Source organism: Balneola vulgaris DSM 17893, assembly GCF_000375465.1.
Taxonomy (GTDB): Bacteria; Bacteroidota; Rhodothermia; order Balneolales; family Balneolaceae; genus Balneola; species Balneola vulgaris.
In genome coordinates this window covers 1-18,460 of the sequence record NZ_AQXH01000002.1, presented here as the reverse complement: position 1 = coordinate 18,460, position 18,460 = coordinate 1, and the positions used below count along the sequence as shown (strand labels likewise).

Below are 18,460 nucleotides of genomic sequence, written 5' to 3'. Positions count from 1 at the left end.
TATGTGAAGATAATATGAAGAATGAGCATCAAACTTCAGTACTTATAGTTGGTTGTGGTTGGTTAGGTACACAACTTGGGCACTATCTATCAAACAAAGGTCATACTGTTTGGGGTACTACTCGATCCAAAGAACGTTTTCCTGAAATTGAAAAACAAGGGATCATACCCGTGCAGTGGGAACTGTCTAAAGACCAAGAAAAGTTTCCCGATTTTCAACTTTTTGATAGCATCATTATTTCGATTACCCCTGGCCGGGGAGATGAGCGATCTACCTATAAACATAAGCTGAAACAATTAGGTGCACTATTAAAAGGACAAACAGATCAGGTAATAATGTTCAGTTCTACTTCAGCTTATAATGGATTGAACGGGGTAGTTAAAGAAGAGGATGCTGTTCCAGATAAAAAGAGTGAAAATGAGATTTTAGCTGGTGAAGCCTATTTGCTAAGTGAAGCTCCAACAGCAAATATATTCCGTTTAGCAGGCTTAATAGGTCCGAATAGGCATCCCATTAAGTATTTAGCGGGCCGTACAGGGATTATAAATGGAGAGGCTCCCGTAAATTTAATTCACTCTGATGATATTATTCGAATGGTTGAGAAGGCTATATCTAATAGAATTACTCAGGAGATTGTAAATGTATGCAGTCCACATCACCCAACTAAAAGTGTGTACTATAGTGAGGTCGCTCAAAAGTTGAATCTTGAATTACCTGAGTTTAAAAAAGGAGGGAGTAAAGAGAAGTGTGTAGATGGTAATAAAATTACTCAACTTCTATCTATAGAATATAAAATCGTTGATTTACTAGATTTAGAATTGAACTTTTTGACGTAGAAAAATATTTAAGAATAGGTTTCATTGTAAAAAAATGAAAAGCTATTTTATTGCCCAAGGAGCTGAAACTTTACTGAACCCAATAAAAAGTAGTAGCTTAAATAGGTTTTATTGTTTCCGATAAAGGACTAGTGAGATTATTGCAACGAGATATTAATGGCTGAAATTGAAAAAGACTTAAAGCTTTGGAATACCCCAAGTTTCAAAGGTGTACTGATAGGATGTGTTGTTCTAATCTTTTGTGTATCCATATCTACACTTCGCGTTCAAGTACTGAAAGAGGAACAACGTCGGGCTACTAATACTGTTGTAGAGCTGGTTGAACAGAACTTAGAGCAAACAATACAAGAGAGTTATAATATGGCTCTAAGTTTGGCACTTACAGTACAAGCCGATGGTACGGTTCGTGATTTTGAAGAAGTTGCCCAAAAACTAATAGAGAATAATAAGTATGTAGACATACTTGAATTAGTTCCAGATGGTGTTATCGAATATGTATATCCCTTAGAAGGAAATGAATCTGTTCTAGGCTATGATATAGCTAGCGATCCAAAAGTTAACCGTGAGGTGCTTAAAGCTGCTGAATCTCGCACCATGTATTTTGCAGGACCTATAGAGTTAAGGCAAGGGGGGAAGGCCGTTTTAGGACGTTTACCAATCTTTATCCAAGATGAACTCTGGGGCTTTTCAGCCGTAATTATTTCGCTAGATAATTTGGTAGAAAGTTCTGGAATGAATGCATTAGCCGAGCATCAATATTATTTCCAGCTCTCAAAAGTAAACCCTAATACTTTTGAAGAAGAATTTTTCCTCCCCGTAAATAAAGAAGTTGAGTTAGAAAATGTTGAACAAGTTGAATTTCCAGAGGGAGATTGGAAATTATATGCTACATATGTAGGTAAGGATCAAGCATTTAATAGTCTTATAATCTTGCTTGTTCTTTCAATAATATGCTCCATCTTAATCGGTTATTTAGCAATACAATCATTTAAAAAGCCTTTTCAATTACGCCGCTTAGTTAATGAAAAGTCTAGACTGTTAATGGAAAGTACGGCTCAGCATAAGAGAAACTCTGAAATTCTTACCTCTGTACTAGAAAGTCCCCGAGAGATGGTGATTTTTTCTGTAGACTCGGAATACAATTATCTAGCCTTTAACAGTGTACATAAGCAATTAGCAAAATACATTTGGGGTGTTGATATCCAGGTAGGTATGAATATGCTTGAAATAGTTACCGACGAGGATATGAAGGCGAAACTGAAAAGTGATTTTGATAGAGCCTTGAATGGTGAATATTTTGATTATTCAAGCCAATTCGATTTAGAAGAAGGAGTATCTCAATTCTGGGATAATAGATTCTCACCTATTTATTCTCAAGAAGGTGAGGTGGTAGGTATTACAGCCTATGTTACCAATGTAACGAAACGCAAACTAGCTGAAACCGAAATTGTAGCAGAGAAACAATTATCGGATACCATCATAGAAAGCTTACCAGGTATCTTTTATCTCTTTAATCAGGAAGGGCATTATTATAGATGGAATACAAATTTCGAAAAAGTGACTGGGTTTGATTCTGAGGCAATGAAAAAAGCCCATCCTTTAAATTTCTTTAGGGAAGAGGATCATGAATTATTGACGTCTAGAATTCAAAATGTATTTGTTAGTGGTGAAGATACTGTTGAAGCACTTTTAAAAACAAAAAATGGGGGGCTCACCCCGTATTACTTTACGGGTGCGGCAATCGATTATAAAGGCGAGAAGTGTTTACTTGGAGTTGGACTTGATCTAAGTGCAAAAACACAAGCAGAAAATGAACTAAAAAGAGTATTAAAAGAGCTGCAAACCCATCTAGATAACTCACCATTGGGGGTTGTTGAATACGATAGCGACTTAAATATTATTGGGTGGACTAAGCGCTGCGAAGAAATTTTCGGATGGACAGCAGATGAGATTCTAGGTACAAGTGCATATGATTTAATCTATGAAGCTGATTTAGACAAGACGAAAGAAGTAGGGAATAATTTACAAAGTGGTGAAGTAGAAGGGAACACCTCATACAATAGAAATTATACTAAATCTGGCGACCTTATAGATTGCTTATGGTACAATTCAGTAATTAAAGATGACGATGGCAATGTAATAACAGTGATGTCTCTTGTAGAGGATGTTACAGAACGGCGTAAAAATGAATTGGCCATCGTAAATAGCGAGCGAAAACTGGCTAACCTAATAAGTAACTTGCCAGGTTTTGTGTACCGATGTAGAAATGATGAAGGTTGGACCATGACCTACCTAAGTGATGCTTGCAAGGACATACTGGGTTATGCATCTGAAGAGATCGTTGGAAATAAAGATATTGCATATGCCGATATTATTCTTCCTGAAGACAGGGAAAGAGTGTGGAAAACCGTACAAGAAGCCGTTAAGGAAGGAAAGCGATTCGAGCTACGCTATCGCATTAAAACCAAGAGTGGTGAAATACGATGGATGCTCGAAAAGGGAATGGCTGTTAAGGGTGGAAACGGAACCGAAAAACTTGAAGGGTTTGTACAAGATGTGACCCAACAAGTGGAAACTCAGACAGCTTTAGAGAATAATGCCAAAGAAAAAGCCACCTTACTTTCTGAGATCCATCACAGAGTGAAAAATAACCTCGCCATTGTTTCAGGCTTACTTCAGCTGCAAAGCCGTGAAGTGGATGATGAAGAACTCAAGTTACCATTCGAACAAAGCATCAATCGTGTAATTTCCATTGCCATGGTACATGAACTGATGTATAAATCACCCGATTTATCATCTGTTAATATCAATGAATATTTAGATCTGTTGATACCGGCTATTGCATCAACCATGCAAGATTATAACAAAGACGTGACATTCGATATTCATATTGAAGAGTTTAATATGAATATCAATCAAGCCATTCCATTAGGACTATTATTAAATGAACTATTTACCAATTCATTCAAATACGCATTTGTAGGAAGAAAAGAAGGTAAGATCTCTGTTACTCTTACGCACGACGAAGAAGCCGTTAATATCGTTTATGAAGATGATGGGGTTGGTTTCCCTGAAGATACCGACTTCAATATCCCTACTAACTTAGGATTGAATCTAATTCATTCCCAAATTATGCAGCTTGAGGCGAGTTATAAAGTAGATACTAATAATAGATTTAGATTGGAGTTCACTTTCAATAGCATGAGTGATACTGAAGTGTCTGCTTTTAGTTAATCAATTCGATTACTGTTGAGGCACTTCGGTTAAGTTGCCATGAGCTCCACTTACAACTTCTTTAAACTTAAAGTCTAATCTAAATTGATTATCTGAATTGATGGAGTAATCTGCGTCTAATTGAGCAAGTAGTGTACGAATTAAAGTGGTCCCCAAGGAATTAGTTCGTTCAAAATTAGCTTCTTCGAAACCTGGGCCATTATCACAATAGCTAACAGAATACTCACCGTTTTCATAATCAATAGAGATGCTAATGAGCGCATCATCATGATCATCGAAGGCATATTTTAGTGAGTTTGTTATTAACTCATTAAAAAGGATTCCAAGCGGTATGGCTTGGTTAATGTTCACATTGATGTCGTCCATATTCACTTCAAACTCAACCGCTTGAGGCATAGTCATACTTGAAATTATTTCTATACCAAGCTGATGAACATATTGTTTAAAAGGGATATCCGACAAGCTTTCTTCATTGTAGAGTAACTCATGAATATTGGCTATAGATTTAATCCTTAAACTCGTTTCAGCTAAGATACCGCTCAACTCATCATTCTTTAGTTGAAGTCCTTGTAAGTTTAATAAACCTGTTATGATTGCAAGATTGTTTTTTACTCTATGGTGAACTTCTGCAAGCAGTAACTCCTTTTCAGCCAAAGACCGCTTTAAACTATTCTCTTTCTCTACAAGTGGGCTTACATCAGATACAATTACCAATACACTTTCAAGATTGTTTTGATCATCGAAAAGTGGGCTCGTATTGATTTCAATAAAGATATCATTCCCCTCTTTATTGGTTCGTTTTAGCCGCTTATTGCGAAGCACTTCACCCAGCTGAATTTGGTCGATGATGGTGTAGTATTCTTGTAAATCATCTTCGCCTAAATAGGGTAAAAAATTTCCGATTACTTCTTCCTTTTTATATCCAAAAATTTGTTCAGCAGTATGATTCCAAAAGTCAGTAACGATGCCTTTTGCGTCAATAAGATAAATACCTACAGGGGATGTATGGAGGAGTGCGCGAATCTTACGTTCTGACTCTTTAATTGAATCTTGAACTTTTTTCTCCTCGGTTACATCTATTATAACTGTATCCCAGTGTACACTACCATCTGGTTGAAGTTCGGGGGTTCCTTTTGAAGATAACCACTTCAATTTTCCAGAGGGAGTAATAACTCTAAAATCCTTCTCCCATAAAACCAAATTCTGTGCCGAGTGTACCACAGACTGTTTGACCCCTTCGATATCATCAGGATGTACTAAACTCCAGACATTAGCAGTATCTTCAAGTGGTGCTGATTTTGGGATTTCACCCATTTCCTCAATTACATCGTTTACATAAAGAATGGCATCGGTTCCATTCGGATATAAAACATATTTTAATACCAATACATTGATGTTATTGGTGATGTTTTTCAGCTGTTCATCTTTCTGCTTAATTTTTAATTGAGCCTTTTTTGACTCTGTTATATCCCGCAACGTACCCATTACTAAATAGGGCTTGTTGTTCTTATCAAACTTAAAATCTCCAGAAATTTCTACAAATTTTAGATTCCCGTTAGAATCAAATATTCTACCTTCCAATTTGTATGGTTCGTATTGCTGATTGTATACGGGTTCTTTAAATAAATCGGCATCATCTGGGTGATAAAAGGACCTAAGTTCTTCAAGATTGGGTGTTCCTAGCGATTTATCTACCTCGAATATTCTAAACATTTCATCCGACCATTGTACATCGAGTGTGTTTAGGTCCATAGACCAACTGCCAAGCTTTGCAAGCTTTTGAGTTTCTTTAAGAAGCATCTCACTTTTTTGAAGTGAATCGGTTTTATCTTTCAATTCTAGCTTAAGTGCTAAATTTAAAACCTCACGTTCAACGGATGAGTGAAGACGGCTTAAATCATTTTTTCGAAAATGATCATTGGCTTTGTTCTCAACAATAAATCGTATAACCGAAGATTCATCTAGCTTATCTGAAATTATAAAAATGGGATGGTAAGGCGACTTTTGGCGTACAAAGTTGAGAATTGATGAACCGTTATAATCAGGATTGTCCAAGTCAACGATTACTAAATCAGGGACTCTTTTAGAATAGTGATTTTTAAAAATATCGAAACTGGTGGTGGTAGTAAGTTTATAATCTCTTTCTAATCTGCGTAAATGATATTTTATTTCATCAATGTCAGATGCAGTATTACCTGCCAATAATATTTTTATAGACCGCGTCTGAACCATTATAACCCGCTTGATGAAATTTATACCTTTTGCTTATCGTCTATTCATTAACAATATTTAGTAATTCATTAACGCTTTGAACTCTAGTGATTTACAAAAAAGTAAAGTAAATAGTTCAATAGCCTCTTTTTTAGTATTAAATACCTAATACTCATGAAAAACTTTCTAATCATATTTTTGTTTGTACTAGCAACAAGTGAAGCTATTAATGCTCAAAATAATGCTGACGAACGTGCTATTCTATCAAATATTAATATCCTTTTTGACGGCATGCGTACAAGTGATAGTAGCATGGTGAGCAGTGTTTTCTTATCAAATGCTAGTATGCAAACTGTTGTTGAAGACGAGAATGGAATAAGCCAGCTTCGTTCAGGTTCGTTACCCCAATTTCTAAAAGCTGTAGGAACCCCGAAAAACACAATATGGGATGAACGAATCGCGAATGTAGAAATTAAAATTGATGGGGCACTGGCGATGGCTTGGGTACCTTATTCATTTTATGCTGGAGATCGCTTTTCGCATTGCGGGGTAAATCAACTACAATTCATTAAGAAAGATGGTGCATGGAAAATATTTACTATTGTAGATACTCGGCGACCAACTAATTGTATAGCAGATCTCTAACTCTAAAATTTTACATATGAAAAAGATAACCGCAGCACTTTTGTTAATAATGGGTGCGACCACGCTCAATATTCAAGCACAAACGAACAAAGACTACTCAAGTGATGTAGAGAGTATAGATGCTATTATAACGGCTCTCTACGCTTCAATTTCTGGAGAAAAGGGCGAACAAAGAGATTGGGATCGTTTTCATAATTTATTCATTGATGATGCCCGTTTGATATCAACGGGAAAAAATCGTGAAGGTAAAATCGTATATCGATCCATGTCTACCACAGACTATGTGCCATGGGTAGATAAATCGTTTTATGAAAAGGGTTTCTTTGAGTACGAATTACACAAAGAAGTGCATCAATTTGGGCATATAGCGCAAGTGTTTAGTACCTATGCTTCTAAAAGAAGTAAACACGATGCAGAGCCATTTTCTAGAGGAATTAACAGCATTCAGCTTATGCATGATGGAAGCCGATGGTGGGTGGTTACAATCTATTGGGCTTCAGAATCAGCAGATAATCCTATACCTGCTAAATATATGAGTGACAACTAACTATTGTCCATCTTTACTCTTTAAAAGAGCATCCACAATTTTAGCTTTTGTGGGGTCAGAATATATACCAAAGCCAATGATAAGGGTGCCTTTGGTGCCATCAATGGCTTCAAGGGCGTATACCGTTGATTCACTACCTGGGTCTGTACCAGCATCTTGGTTGTAAGACTCTACGATTTTAAGGTCATCGATAGTAAACGATTGATCAAGCTCTTCGCAGGTAATACTGTTGTCTTCGATAATGAAATTATGTGTATATCCTTTTTCCTTAAAGGACTCTACGGCGTCAGCTAAATCTCTATACATAATAGTTTTGGGTTAGGGTTAAAAAAAAAGCCTTTCATTACTGAAAGGCTTTTTAAAGAAATGAGTTCCAAATTACTCAGCATTCTTTTTTGCTTGAATTTCAAGACGAATGTCCTGAGCTAATTTCTTTAAGTCCTGAAGTCCTTTACGTGCACGTGTACCGGCTGCTTTGTTTCCTTTATCGTAAAATTTCTCCATTTCAGCTGAAACTTGTTCAACTAAACCTTGTAATTCTGTTACTCTACTCATTATGTAACTCCGTTAATTGTTGTTTAAAATTTCTTCCTATTGGAATCTGCGCTGAATCTATCGAATAAGGGGTATCCAATCAAATTAAAAAGTGCATTTTTTTCACTTTTAAGCATAAAAAAACATCTTTTATTCTATTACTGAATGGTTTTTCAGCCGAGGCCACTCCGAAAACTGCATCGGTGTGGTTAAAATCACTCGATCAGTTACCTTTAATTGTTCCTCAGAAAGGTGCTTTTCAGCATATTCAGAAGGGATTTTTCCCCAATTTAACGTCATGCTATCATCGTTGCTTTTAAAAATATCAGAACCTTGATGCTGAGAAAATAAAACCAGTTCTGAATCAGAAATTTCTTTATTCAAAAACTGAATGAGTTCAATTGGATCCACATAAGTTGGTTTTCCACCGTCATTTATCAGACTTGATAGCAATAACATAGGAGTTTCAGGCAGGCTTTGGAGCGCATCATGATTCAATTTGAGCGTTCCATCCTCTTGGCGACTAATAAGTTCTTTCTGGTACGACTGTAAACCAATGGTAGATATGCCATGATCGGCAAATAAGGCAACAAGTCTTCTATTCAAATCCATGATGGCACGCTTACGAGCATCTTCGCGCATCATACCCGTTTGCATGAGTCTATTAGTATACTCGCTATCGCCATGAATGATAATTCCTTGGCGATTTTTATGCTGACTTAATGATTGTGCAAACGATTTAAGAAATACAGGATGATCAAGGTGTTGAAAATCTAAAAAGGCTACGTAATTCTTCAATGGTTAAGAGCTTAAAGTATTGGATGTAAAATTAAAGGGAAGTAAATCGGAAATAGCGTGTGTAGAGATAGTGTCATCGGCGTGATACATATGGATTGATTTCTTAGCCATATGCTGATGTATAACTTGCCTACATGCTCCACAGGGGCTGCTTACTTCCCCTTTTAAGGTGTGCACATAGATTTCTTTGAATTGTGTATAGCCAAGGGCAAATGCCTTACTGATAGCCACACGTTCGGCACATAGCCCTCTACTCCAATCTGAGACTTCAATATTCACCCCAGATATCCAGCCATTTTCTGTTTTTATAAGAGACGAGACTGGGAAGTCTGAATGCATGGTCTTGGCATTACTAAGTAGACCTTTTAAAGTGTAGCTCACTTCTTGAGCTAACTCACTAACTATATCATCAAAGAGTTCAATGTTGGTAAGGTCGTCAACAATTTTAATTTCTAAGTCGAATTCAGTTACCCAAAAGCTCTGTTGCTCAAGAGGCTTCCCATGTGTAATCAGCACTTTTGGTTCATCATTGCTAGCCAAACAAAAGCAACATGCTGCTTGAATAGCCGATACCGTTAATGGGAATGATAAATTTTCTACGCGAACGCCCACATAGTTTTTTCCAGAGGCACCTTGAATGATGCATGCATTTGCGTTTTTTGAATAGGGAATAAACGCGCGTTCAAATAATTGATTCCAGGTCATAGTTTTTCTTTGATTGCGGAATAAGCAGCATCGGCTACCGCAGCTCTAATTCGGCTAATTCTTTTACCATAATCTCTTGATGGAAAAGTACGGTTGGTTAATAAAATAACCGCCATGTTTTTTTCGCGGTCGATCCAGAGGCTTGTTCCAGTAAAACCGAGGTGGCCAAAAGTATCATTACTACTTAGTTGACCTGCGGTTGTAAAGCCGGATTCACTACGTCGATCAAAACCATATCCACGACCACTAAGTTCAGATTGCTCTGAAGTGAACAGGTTGATGATTTGCGGGCTTATATATTGTTCAGTGCCATAAACACCTCCATTAAGTAGCATAGTGCTAAAGCGGCCCATATCTACTGCATTTGAGAAGAGGCCTGCATGCCCAGCTACTCCATCCATGAAGTAGGCTCTCTCGTCGTGAACCATACCTTGCACGAGCCCACGATGGTAGGTGTCATCAATTTCAGTAGGTGGTATTCGATTTACATACCAACGACTTACCTTCTTAGGGTTGAAATAAGTCGCACTCATCCCCATTGGATAAAAGAACTCTTTGCGCATAAAACCATCAATGCGTTGCCCTGTGATTTCTCCCACTATTTCAGCTAGTAAAATCATGCCAAGGTCACTATATACATATTCAGTTCCTGGCTCGTAGGTAAGCGGCTCGTTTTTTATGGCTTCAATAATCTCTTTACGAGTTTTAAGTGAATCAACATACACTCTGAAAGGAGGGAGGCCAGATTCATGCAAGAGCAACTGCCCAATAGTGATATCTTTTTTGACGTCGGTATCGAATTCAGGTATGAACTCAGAAACTTTATTCGAGAGCTCAATTTTTTCATCATTGATTAACTTCATCACAGCTGTAGTGGTAGACATCACCTTTGTAATAGAAGCTAAATCAAATACATCCGATTTTTTAACAGCTTTGAGTTTTTCGTAATCATGATAACCAACCGCTTCACGATATATCATTTTGCCATCCTTCACCACGGCGGCAACGGCACCTGGGAATACAGAATCTCGCACGGCATCTCGTAGAATATCCTCAATTTCGTAAAGTTTGCGAGAATCAACACCCACATCTTCAGGATCACCGAATCCCATTACGGTATGTGGAAACTCTAGTCCGTCTCCAATTTGGTACATCCCAGGAATTTCTATAGTAAGTTTTCCTCCAACATCAGCAGCACCAAACATAGCAGCAGCAACGGCATTCATTTGATTGCTCGAATTATACCAACCCATTATATGGACATCGGTATCACTCAATTCGCTTACTGTATAAGGATTTCCAAAGGCTACTAAAGCCGATTTCTTATTTCCCTTCAGAACCCTGCGTAGAAATGTAAGTTGGTCTCGGCTGAACTGAATGGAATTACCAGTGCTTAACCGAATAAATGCCCCAATAATGATTAAATCAACTTGTTTGGCTTTACGAAGGATTTGATCCTTCTCTTTATTGGTAGTACGCTCATCAAAGGCAAAGAAGTTAACGTTCGGGTGAAAGTCTCTTACAGCAGAGGCAAATCCATTCCCAGTTGTTCCGGTTACGCCATCAGAAATGGATAACACCATAATGTTCTTAAAGCGAGTAGGATCGATAGGGAGGATGTCACTCTGATTCTTAAGTACGGTAACCGACTCTTTAGCAATCTTTCGAGCAATTGCATCGTGTTCATGACTGCTAATCACTTCGTCGATCTTGTCTATGTCTACAATATTCTCACCATCAAATAAGCCAAACTCTTGTTTCCAAAGCAGCAGTTTTCTGTAAGATTGATTGATGCGTTCTTCGGTGATCTCACCATTTAAAACGGCTTGTTCAACTTCATTTATGGCCGTGTACACATCTGGACTAATGAGCATAATATCCGCTCCAGCTTTGAGTGCTCGTACAACCGCTCTACCGGGAGAATACTTAGATGTTATACCTTGCATTTCAAGTCCATCGGTAACAACGAGGCCATCAAATTTGAGAGAATCTGCAAGGATATCTCCTAAAATCACTTCATCTAAAGTGCCAGGGAGGTCTTTTTCTGAGCTAATCTGTGGAAAGGCAATATGTGCACTCATGATACTGGTAATCCCGTTATCAATGGCTGCTTTAAATGGAATAAGCTCTAAAGAATCTAAACGGTTGTAATCGAAATCTAATACTGGTAAGCCAATATGTGAATCAGTATCGGTGTCGCCATGCCCCGGAAAGTGTTTTGCAGTGGCCACTAATCCTTCACTCTGAACACCCTTAATGAATGCAGTACCAAATTCGGCTACAATATGTGGATCTGCAGAATAAGATCGAACGTTAATAACGGGGTTCAATGGATTGTTATTTACATCTAAAACTGGGGCAAAAATTTGATGTACCCCTAATGCTTTGGCCTCACGAGCGGTTACTTGGCCAGCTAAATAAGCATTGAATTTATCACCCGAAGAAGCAACGCCCATTGCAGGGGTAATACGTGTGGTACCTGAAACACGCATTGCAGCCCCATATTCCATGTCTTGAGTAATCCATAAAGGAATATTGCTCAATCGCTGTAGCTTGTTGGTCAGTATAGCCTGATCATAAATTTGCCCTTGCATAAAGATGAAACCACCCACTTTATGCTTAGTTACCAAGTCGGTGAGTTCTTTGTAGGTATGCGTGTCTTTATTCGTGAATCGCCCATAAGCTCTTACCACAAATAGCTGACCTATCTTTTCCCTCAAGCTTGCATTCTTAACTAGCGAATCGATGTCAAACTTATAAGGTGGGGGAGTAGCTATACTTCCTGTCTCCATAGCTTTGTATGGAGTTGGAGTCTCACTATTAAATGCTAGAGCGGGAATGCAAATAACTATGATCGCAATGAGCTTTATAAATCGATTCATCTATTTCCTAATGTAAATGTTTTGTTTGCTATCGTTGATGATATACATCAAGAACCACTGGGAGTTAGTTTCATTGTTTTGAGTTCTGCTTTTCTAAACAAAGTGCTGTCTTGATACAGAGTTCTATACTGCCCGTTTAACCAAAGTTCCGTCTGATCACCATAATGATTCGATAATGGGTTTCCGGATTGCCCGGTTGGAAGTATGCTCCTAATTTCGCCTAAATTTGATAAATCAACAATGCGACGAATTGAAGCACCTAGAACCATTTCAAATGGTTCATCCCAGCTGTATTGGGCGTTATTTACCGTCATGCCATGTCCTCTAACAGCATAGGGACCTTTACTCAATAAGTTGTTTACTACGAGCTTTAGCACTTTGGAGGCATTCGAATCTTTAGCTGCATCCGCAAAAAGTGGGGGATCGAAAGTAATGGTATGAAGCTGCTCCCATCGCCATTCTTCAGATTCATTTCCTAAGGAATCACTCAAGAAATAAAGAGCTTCTTGCATGCTTTTTACTACCATGTCTGTCTTTGTCTCGATGTCGGGAGTAAGAACATCATCAAAAAAGTAGGATTCTTCTTGTAGTAATTTCGAAAGGGTTCGAACAGGTACATTCTCATGATGTATGAAGTTGGCATAAATTTCATCACCAAATTCATCCTTAAGGGTATTCTCAGCTAATCGATAGAAAAACACATCAAAAATAGAAGCTGCGGTAGCATTCTTAGAATAGCGATAATCCCAATTTTCTAGATAGGTGAGGGCATTATCAAAGTTGAAGGAGTTTTGAGAACGAATGATATCAATGATAATTGGAGTGAGTTCCTCGGCATGCTTGGATAAATCGTCATTTTGAAGCTCAGCAAAAAGCTCAGGGGTTAATGTCTGATGGCTTTGCAGAAACTCAGTAATACGTTCGATGCGAGCTGGCGGCTCCCAAAATGTGGCCAAATAATGCTTATAGTTTTCGGTAGTCAATTTGTTATTCGCATTTGCAATCCATCCTTTATCTGGATTGATAACATGAGGCATCTCATCAAATGGGATGTATCCTTGCCAATCTTCTTCTGGGTTCCAGCCTTTGCGCAATATGATTTTATTTCCAGTTCTAATTGGAAGCTTAGCGGTAGAGAACATCGCTATATTGCCATTAACATCTCCATACATGAAGTTTTGCCCAGGTACGCCAAAATGAGGTAATACTTCTTGAAACTCTTGGAAATTAGTAGCCCAGTTAATGCCATACAGTGTTCTAAATTCGTTGCTCATCTCATGGCCTGTCCACTGCATACTGATGAGTTGACCATTCTTGGACGCAGAATTTGGATAGATATCCGTGATGATTGGTCCGTGTTTGGTATGACGAACTTCAAGGGAAACATCGTCCCCATCTTTTACTTTAATAACCTCACGAACTTTATCGAAGTACTCGTAGACGGCCGTGCTATCGTTGAGAGAGTCAGCCACATAGCGCCCTCGATCATTTGGATCTATTTGCTCAATGAAGAAATCGGTGTCATCTGCCATGATGTTTGTAAACGACCAAGCCATTACATCATTTTGGCCTATGATTACAGCAGGTATTCCGGCTATGGTTGCTCCCGATACATTGCGACCATTTAAGTTCAAATGAGCCTCATACCAAACACCCGGCATGTCTAATCCTAAATGAGGATCACCTGCTAGTAGTGGAAAGCCAGTTTGAGTTTTGCTTCCATCTACAACCCAAGCATTACTCCCAACATGATTGCCCTCTACTTCAAGTAGCTTTCGTTTGTCCACTTCAAGTTGAAGCATAGGCATTAGGTCGGCGGTTAAACGAATAGATTCCTCATCATCCAAAGTAGTTGGAGCATCAGATGGAAAGGTGAGCTGAAGCTGGTCAAATTGCTGCGGAGGTAGAATAGACTTCAAGTAACCATAGGTCACTTCGGTCCACCAACTCATATTTAACTGCCACGCCATCAGCCTATTAATGGCAATAGATCGTGTTGGATTCCATCGAATTGGCTCAATTTCAAGTAAAGCGAACTCGGGCGGGAGTTTGTTTAGGTTATTATCGATATAACTATTCACACCCGCTGAATACGCCTCAAGTACACTAAGTTCTTTTTCGTTCAGAACCTCTTCTCTTAGCTTTTGTGAAGTTCTCCAAAAACCGAGGGTACGTTGATATTTATCGAGCTCAACTAATTCAGGACCAAAGAATTCAGCAAAACGACCTTCAGCCGCAATTTGAGAAAGCGTCATTTGCCAAAGTCGATCTTGGGCATGTGCATAGCCTAATGCAAAGTATAAATCAGCTTCATTGGTCGCATAGATGTGTGGCACTCCAAATTCATCCCAATGTATATCCACCTCTGCATTAAGTGCACTTAGCGGAATGGTGGCTTCATAGTTAGGAAGGGGTTTATAGAAAGTCCAATAGATGGCTAACCCTGTAACTCCAAAAAATAAAATGAGAAAGAAGATTAGAAGCTTCGAAAACGTCTTCATTGAAAATTAATAAGACTGTTAATTGATTTTGAGATGATTGATAACACCGAAAATGCCTGTGTTAAGGTAAAGCAGAGAGAGGTAAAGAAAAACAACGATTCAATTTTTAAAATAGATGTATACGCGGAATAGTAAAAGTAGGTAACAGCTTTATCCGATTTGAAAAGCGCTTCCAAACTTTCTTACTTTAAAGGAAACTCTAAATTCAAATAAAGAAGTAAATGAGCATCAAAAAAGTAGCTGTAATCGGCGGTGGAACCATGGGTAATGGTATTGCACACGTATTTGCAATGAATGGTATCCCTGTTAATCTAATCGAAACGAAACAAGAATTTGCAGATCGCGCAATCTCAACCATCGACAAAAACCTAGAGCGAATGGTTAAGAAAGAGAAGGTTAGCGCTGAACAGAAAGTTACTACGCTCGAAAGTATTCAGCCCGTATTGGATATCGCTGAAGGTGTGAAAGATGTGGACCTTATTGTTGAAGCCGTACCTGAAAACTACGACATCAAGAAAAGTGTGTGGGAGCAAGTTGATGCGAATGCCCAAGAGCATGCCATCTTTGCTTCAAATACCTCTTCTATTTCTATCACCAAGTTAGCCGCTCTAACGTCTCGCCCAGAAAAATTTATTGGGATGCATTTCTTCAACCCAGTGCCAGTAATGAAATTGGTTGAGATTGTGCGCGGCTTAGAAACTGATGACGATACCTACACAATCGTTGAGGAGACTTCAAAGTTATTAGCCAAGGTACCTGTTCCAGTAAATGATTTCCCTGGTTTTGTGAGCAACCGAGTACTTATGCCTATGATTAATGAGGCAATTTTCTGTGTACATGAAGGCGTTGCAACTCCAGAGAATGTAGATGAAGTAATGAAGTTAGGAATGGCTCACCCAATGGGACCACTTCGTTTAGCTGATTTCATCGGTTTAGATGTTTGCCTCGATATCTTGAATGTTCTGTATGAAGGATTCAAAGATCCTAAATACCGTCCTGCACCACTGCTTGTTAAAATGGTAGATGCAGGCAAATTAGGGAATAAAACAGGCGAAGGCTTTTACAAGTACTAGGCCTTAATTTTATCCAAATCTTAAGCAACGCTACTCAGCGTTGCTTTTTTTTTGCCTAGAATTTGTGAAACACCATGGTGTTCAGCTATTTACACAAATTTAATATGAGTTTAAATAACGTATTAAGAGCGTTTTAACTCTCTGTGGCACAAGTGTTTATAAAACATTGATTTTCTATAATACTAGAAAACAATAGGTTAGTATCCCTTAAGATATTTGGAATTCCACCGAAAATAATATTGTTTGATGTTTACAAATTTTAACTAATGGAGAGAATATGAGAGATAAGATACTATGTGCGATCGTTTTTGCACTGTTGTTATCGGTAAGTTCAGGGCAGGCTCAAACACAATTAGACCCAGGTGATGTGGCAATTGTGGCAGTGCAGGCAGATGTAAATGATTCAGTTCATATTGCAGTACTCAAAGACCTTGATACAGGGACTGAGTTTTTTATAACAGACAAGGGTGTGAAAGCAAATGGGACATCATTATATAGCAGTGAGGGAATCATAAAATATACTGCACCTAGTGCAATTTCTGCAGGAACCATTCTTAGTTTTGGTGAAAACTCAGAAAATGTAGCACCATTTAGCTCAGTATCAGGTTCGTTTCAACTAGTGAATTCTGGTTCAGATCAAGTTATCATTTTTCAAACTTTAGGCACTGATACCACTTATTTGTCAGCTGTAAACTTGGCAAAAAACACATGGGATGCAGATGCTACAACTACTTCAACTTCCGCTTTACCAAAGGGTTTAGTTAATGGTGCAACTGCTGTAGCTTTAGGACAGGATGCTTCTACTGCATATGCAACTGCATGGTACTCAGGTACAACACCTACAGGAACAGTAGCTGCCATAGACCTCGCTGCAAATGATAGTACCAATTGGACGCGCCAAAATTCTACAGCAGGTTTTTCTCCATTAACAAGTGCACTAACAGTTTCTTCTGATCCTTCCGTAATTATACATGGTGATGCAGGATGGAGAATGCTGTCCATGCCTATTACAAGTGGAAATGTATCTGATGTTTCGGATGATTCTCCTGTTCAAGGTATTGGAGGTGGTAGTGATGCCACAGCAGATGCGAGTTTCTATTTTAATCCTGCGTCTAGTGGCTCAGGTACTGATGGCTGGATGGAACCTATAAATGTTACAACAACATGGGGTGATGGTCGTGGCTTTATCATGTATTTCTATGATAATACCACCAATGGAAGTAGTGAACTTCCTGTAGCCTTAGATGCAAGCGGTAGTGAGCCCGGTGCTGATGTTAAGGTTAGTTTATCTGATAGATTTACTTTAGTAGGTAACCCCTATAAATCAAATATAGAGTTAGACGATATCTCTGGAAATGGTGCAGGATTAGGTATTTTATTTGGAGGTTTAAAAACTACCATTAATGTATGGAGTGATGCGAATGCATCTTACGAAACATACAATCTAGGTGAAGATCTTGAACTAAGTGCATGGCAGGGATTCTTTTTAGAAAGAGACGAAGCAATTGTTACCAATGCTACTGAATTGACTATCCCAGCCTCTGCGAAAGTAGATTCCGCAGCAGATATCCGCACCTTTAATAAGGCCACGAATAATTTCAGAAGAATTGATTTAGCGGTGGAAGGAGAAGGCTATAAAGATCTTTCTACTAAACTGTATTACTCTTCTCATGCTAATGAAGGCTATGACCAATTTGATGGTTCTAAGCTTCAGCCACTGAATGGCTCACCTTACATTTCCTTCGTAAATAACTTTGGAGAGGGAGATCAATACTTAGTGCAAGATGCACGCTCATTCAGCCCTGAAGGGGTTCAATTTTATCAACTAGATTTTCATGATGCAGGTCTTAGTGGAGAGTTTACGCTTAGCTGGCCAGAGTGGAAGAACATTCCGCAATCGTGGACTATTATGTTAACCGATGAGTTAACAGGTGCTAGTATTGATCTTAGAGCACAATCCTCATATACCTTTAATGTGGCTGGTACGAATCAGAAATTAGCAAGTACAGGTATTGAAGCTCCAGCGGTAAAAGCCAAAGGCAGTGGAAGTCAGCCTCGCTTTACCATTACAATGGACCCTGGTACTTCTGTAAGCAACGAACGTGAAGACACTCCAGATCGCTTTGTGCTTCAGCAAAACTATCCAAATCCGTTCAACCCAAGTACAACCATTCGCTACAGTGTAGCCGAAGCCGGTCCTGTACAGTTAACGGTATACAATGTGATGGGGCAAAAAGTAGCCCAGCTCATTAATGAGACGAAAACAGCCGGCAGCTACCAAGTAACATGGAATGCAGCCGATCAAGCCAGTGGTATCTACTANTACCGTTTGAAAGCGGGTAGCCAAGTAATCACTCGTCAAATGACGCTCATCAAGTAATTATAAAAGGACAGATTCATGAAGATATTTATCACAATACTCGCAAGTTTAGCAATGATACTATTACTCTCGGTGTGGACGGTTGCTCAGCCGGGATTACCAAGTGCACCTGCA

13 protein-coding genes are annotated in these 18,460 nt (G+C 38.7%); 6 read left to right on the top strand and 7 right to left on the bottom strand.

Annotated features, from left to right (window positions below; translation table 11 throughout):
• Positions 1-14: 14 nt before the first annotated feature.
• On the top strand, positions 15-836 hold the full coding sequence (locus B155_RS0107235; RefSeq protein WP_018127589.1) for a 2-dehydropantoate 2-reductase N-terminal domain-containing protein: 822 nt from the start codon (positions 15-17) through the stop codon (positions 834-836).
• A gap of 156 nt (positions 837-992) precedes the next feature.
• Positions 993-4,070 (top strand): PAS domain S-box protein, encoded by a 3,078-nt coding sequence (locus B155_RS13590; RefSeq protein ID WP_018127588.1) that lies wholly within the window; start codon positions 993-995, stop codon positions 4,068-4,070.
• Between the two features lie 9 nt (positions 4,071-4,079).
• Here B155_RS13590 and B155_RS0107225 read toward each other — a convergent pair whose 3' ends face one another.
• A complete protein-coding gene (locus B155_RS0107225) occupies positions 4,080-6,302 on the bottom strand; it encodes a PAS domain S-box protein (protein WP_083902119.1) in 2,223 nt (740 codons plus the stop codon).
• 153 nt (positions 6,303-6,455) lie between these two features.
• On the opposite strand from B155_RS0107225, the gene B155_RS0107220 reads away from it, so the two are divergent.
• Both B155_RS0107220 and B155_RS0107215 read left to right on the top strand, forming a co-directional pair.
• Complete coding sequence (locus tag B155_RS0107220; RefSeq protein WP_018127586.1) at positions 6,456-6,926, top strand: nuclear transport factor 2 family protein; 471 nt, start codon at positions 6,456-6,458, stop codon at positions 6,924-6,926.
• Positions 6,927-6,942: 16 nt separating this feature from the next.
• Entirely contained in the window at positions 6,943-7,473 is a 531-nt protein-coding gene (locus tag B155_RS0107215; RefSeq protein WP_018127585.1) for a hypothetical protein, read from the top strand.
• Here B155_RS0107215 and B155_RS0107210 read toward each other — a convergent pair whose 3' ends face one another.
• From B155_RS0107210 to B155_RS0107185, 6 genes are all read right to left on the bottom strand, one after another.
• Positions 7,474-7,779 (bottom strand): hypothetical protein, encoded by a 306-nt coding sequence (locus B155_RS0107210; protein ID WP_018127584.1) that lies wholly within the window; start codon positions 7,777-7,779, stop codon positions 7,474-7,476. It lies immediately after the preceding gene.
• 72 nt (positions 7,780-7,851) lie between these two features.
• Entirely contained in the window at positions 7,852-8,028 is a 177-nt protein-coding gene (locus tag B155_RS0107205) for a hypothetical protein (protein WP_018127583.1), read from the bottom strand.
• 129 nt (positions 8,029-8,157) lie between these two features.
• Positions 8,158-8,805, bottom strand: a complete 648-nt coding sequence (locus B155_RS0107200) for an amino acid kinase family protein (protein WP_018127582.1) — start codon at positions 8,803-8,805, stop codon at positions 8,158-8,160.
• A 3-nt stretch (positions 8,806-8,808) separates the two neighbouring features.
• Positions 8,809-9,510, bottom strand: a complete 702-nt coding sequence (locus B155_RS0107195; protein ID WP_018127581.1) for a cytidine deaminase — start codon at positions 9,508-9,510, stop codon at positions 8,809-8,811.
• A complete protein-coding gene (locus B155_RS0107190; protein WP_018127580.1) occupies positions 9,507-12,392 on the bottom strand; it encodes a serine hydrolase domain-containing protein in 2,886 nt (961 codons plus the stop codon). Before B155_RS0107190 ends, B155_RS0107195 begins: the two co-directional genes overlap by 4 nt.
• A 47-nt stretch (positions 12,393-12,439) precedes the next feature.
• Positions 12,440-14,893: a penicillin acylase family protein gene (locus B155_RS0107185; protein WP_018127579.1), complete on the bottom strand. Its 2,454-nt coding sequence runs from the start codon at positions 14,891-14,893 to the stop codon at positions 12,440-12,442.
• A gap of 221 nt (positions 14,894-15,114) precedes the next feature.
• Here B155_RS0107185 and B155_RS0107175 point away from each other — a divergent pair, with 221 nt between their 5' ends.
• Positions 15,115-15,966 (top strand): 3-hydroxyacyl-CoA dehydrogenase family protein, encoded by an 852-nt coding sequence (locus B155_RS0107175; protein WP_018127577.1) that lies wholly within the window; start codon positions 15,115-15,117, stop codon positions 15,964-15,966.
• 277 nt (positions 15,967-16,243) lie between these two features.
• Entirely contained in the window at positions 16,244-18,346 is a 2,103-nt protein-coding gene (locus B155_RS0107170) for a T9SS type A sorting domain-containing protein (protein ID WP_018127576.1), read from the top strand.
• The last annotated feature ends 114 nt before the right edge of the window (positions 18,347-18,460 follow it).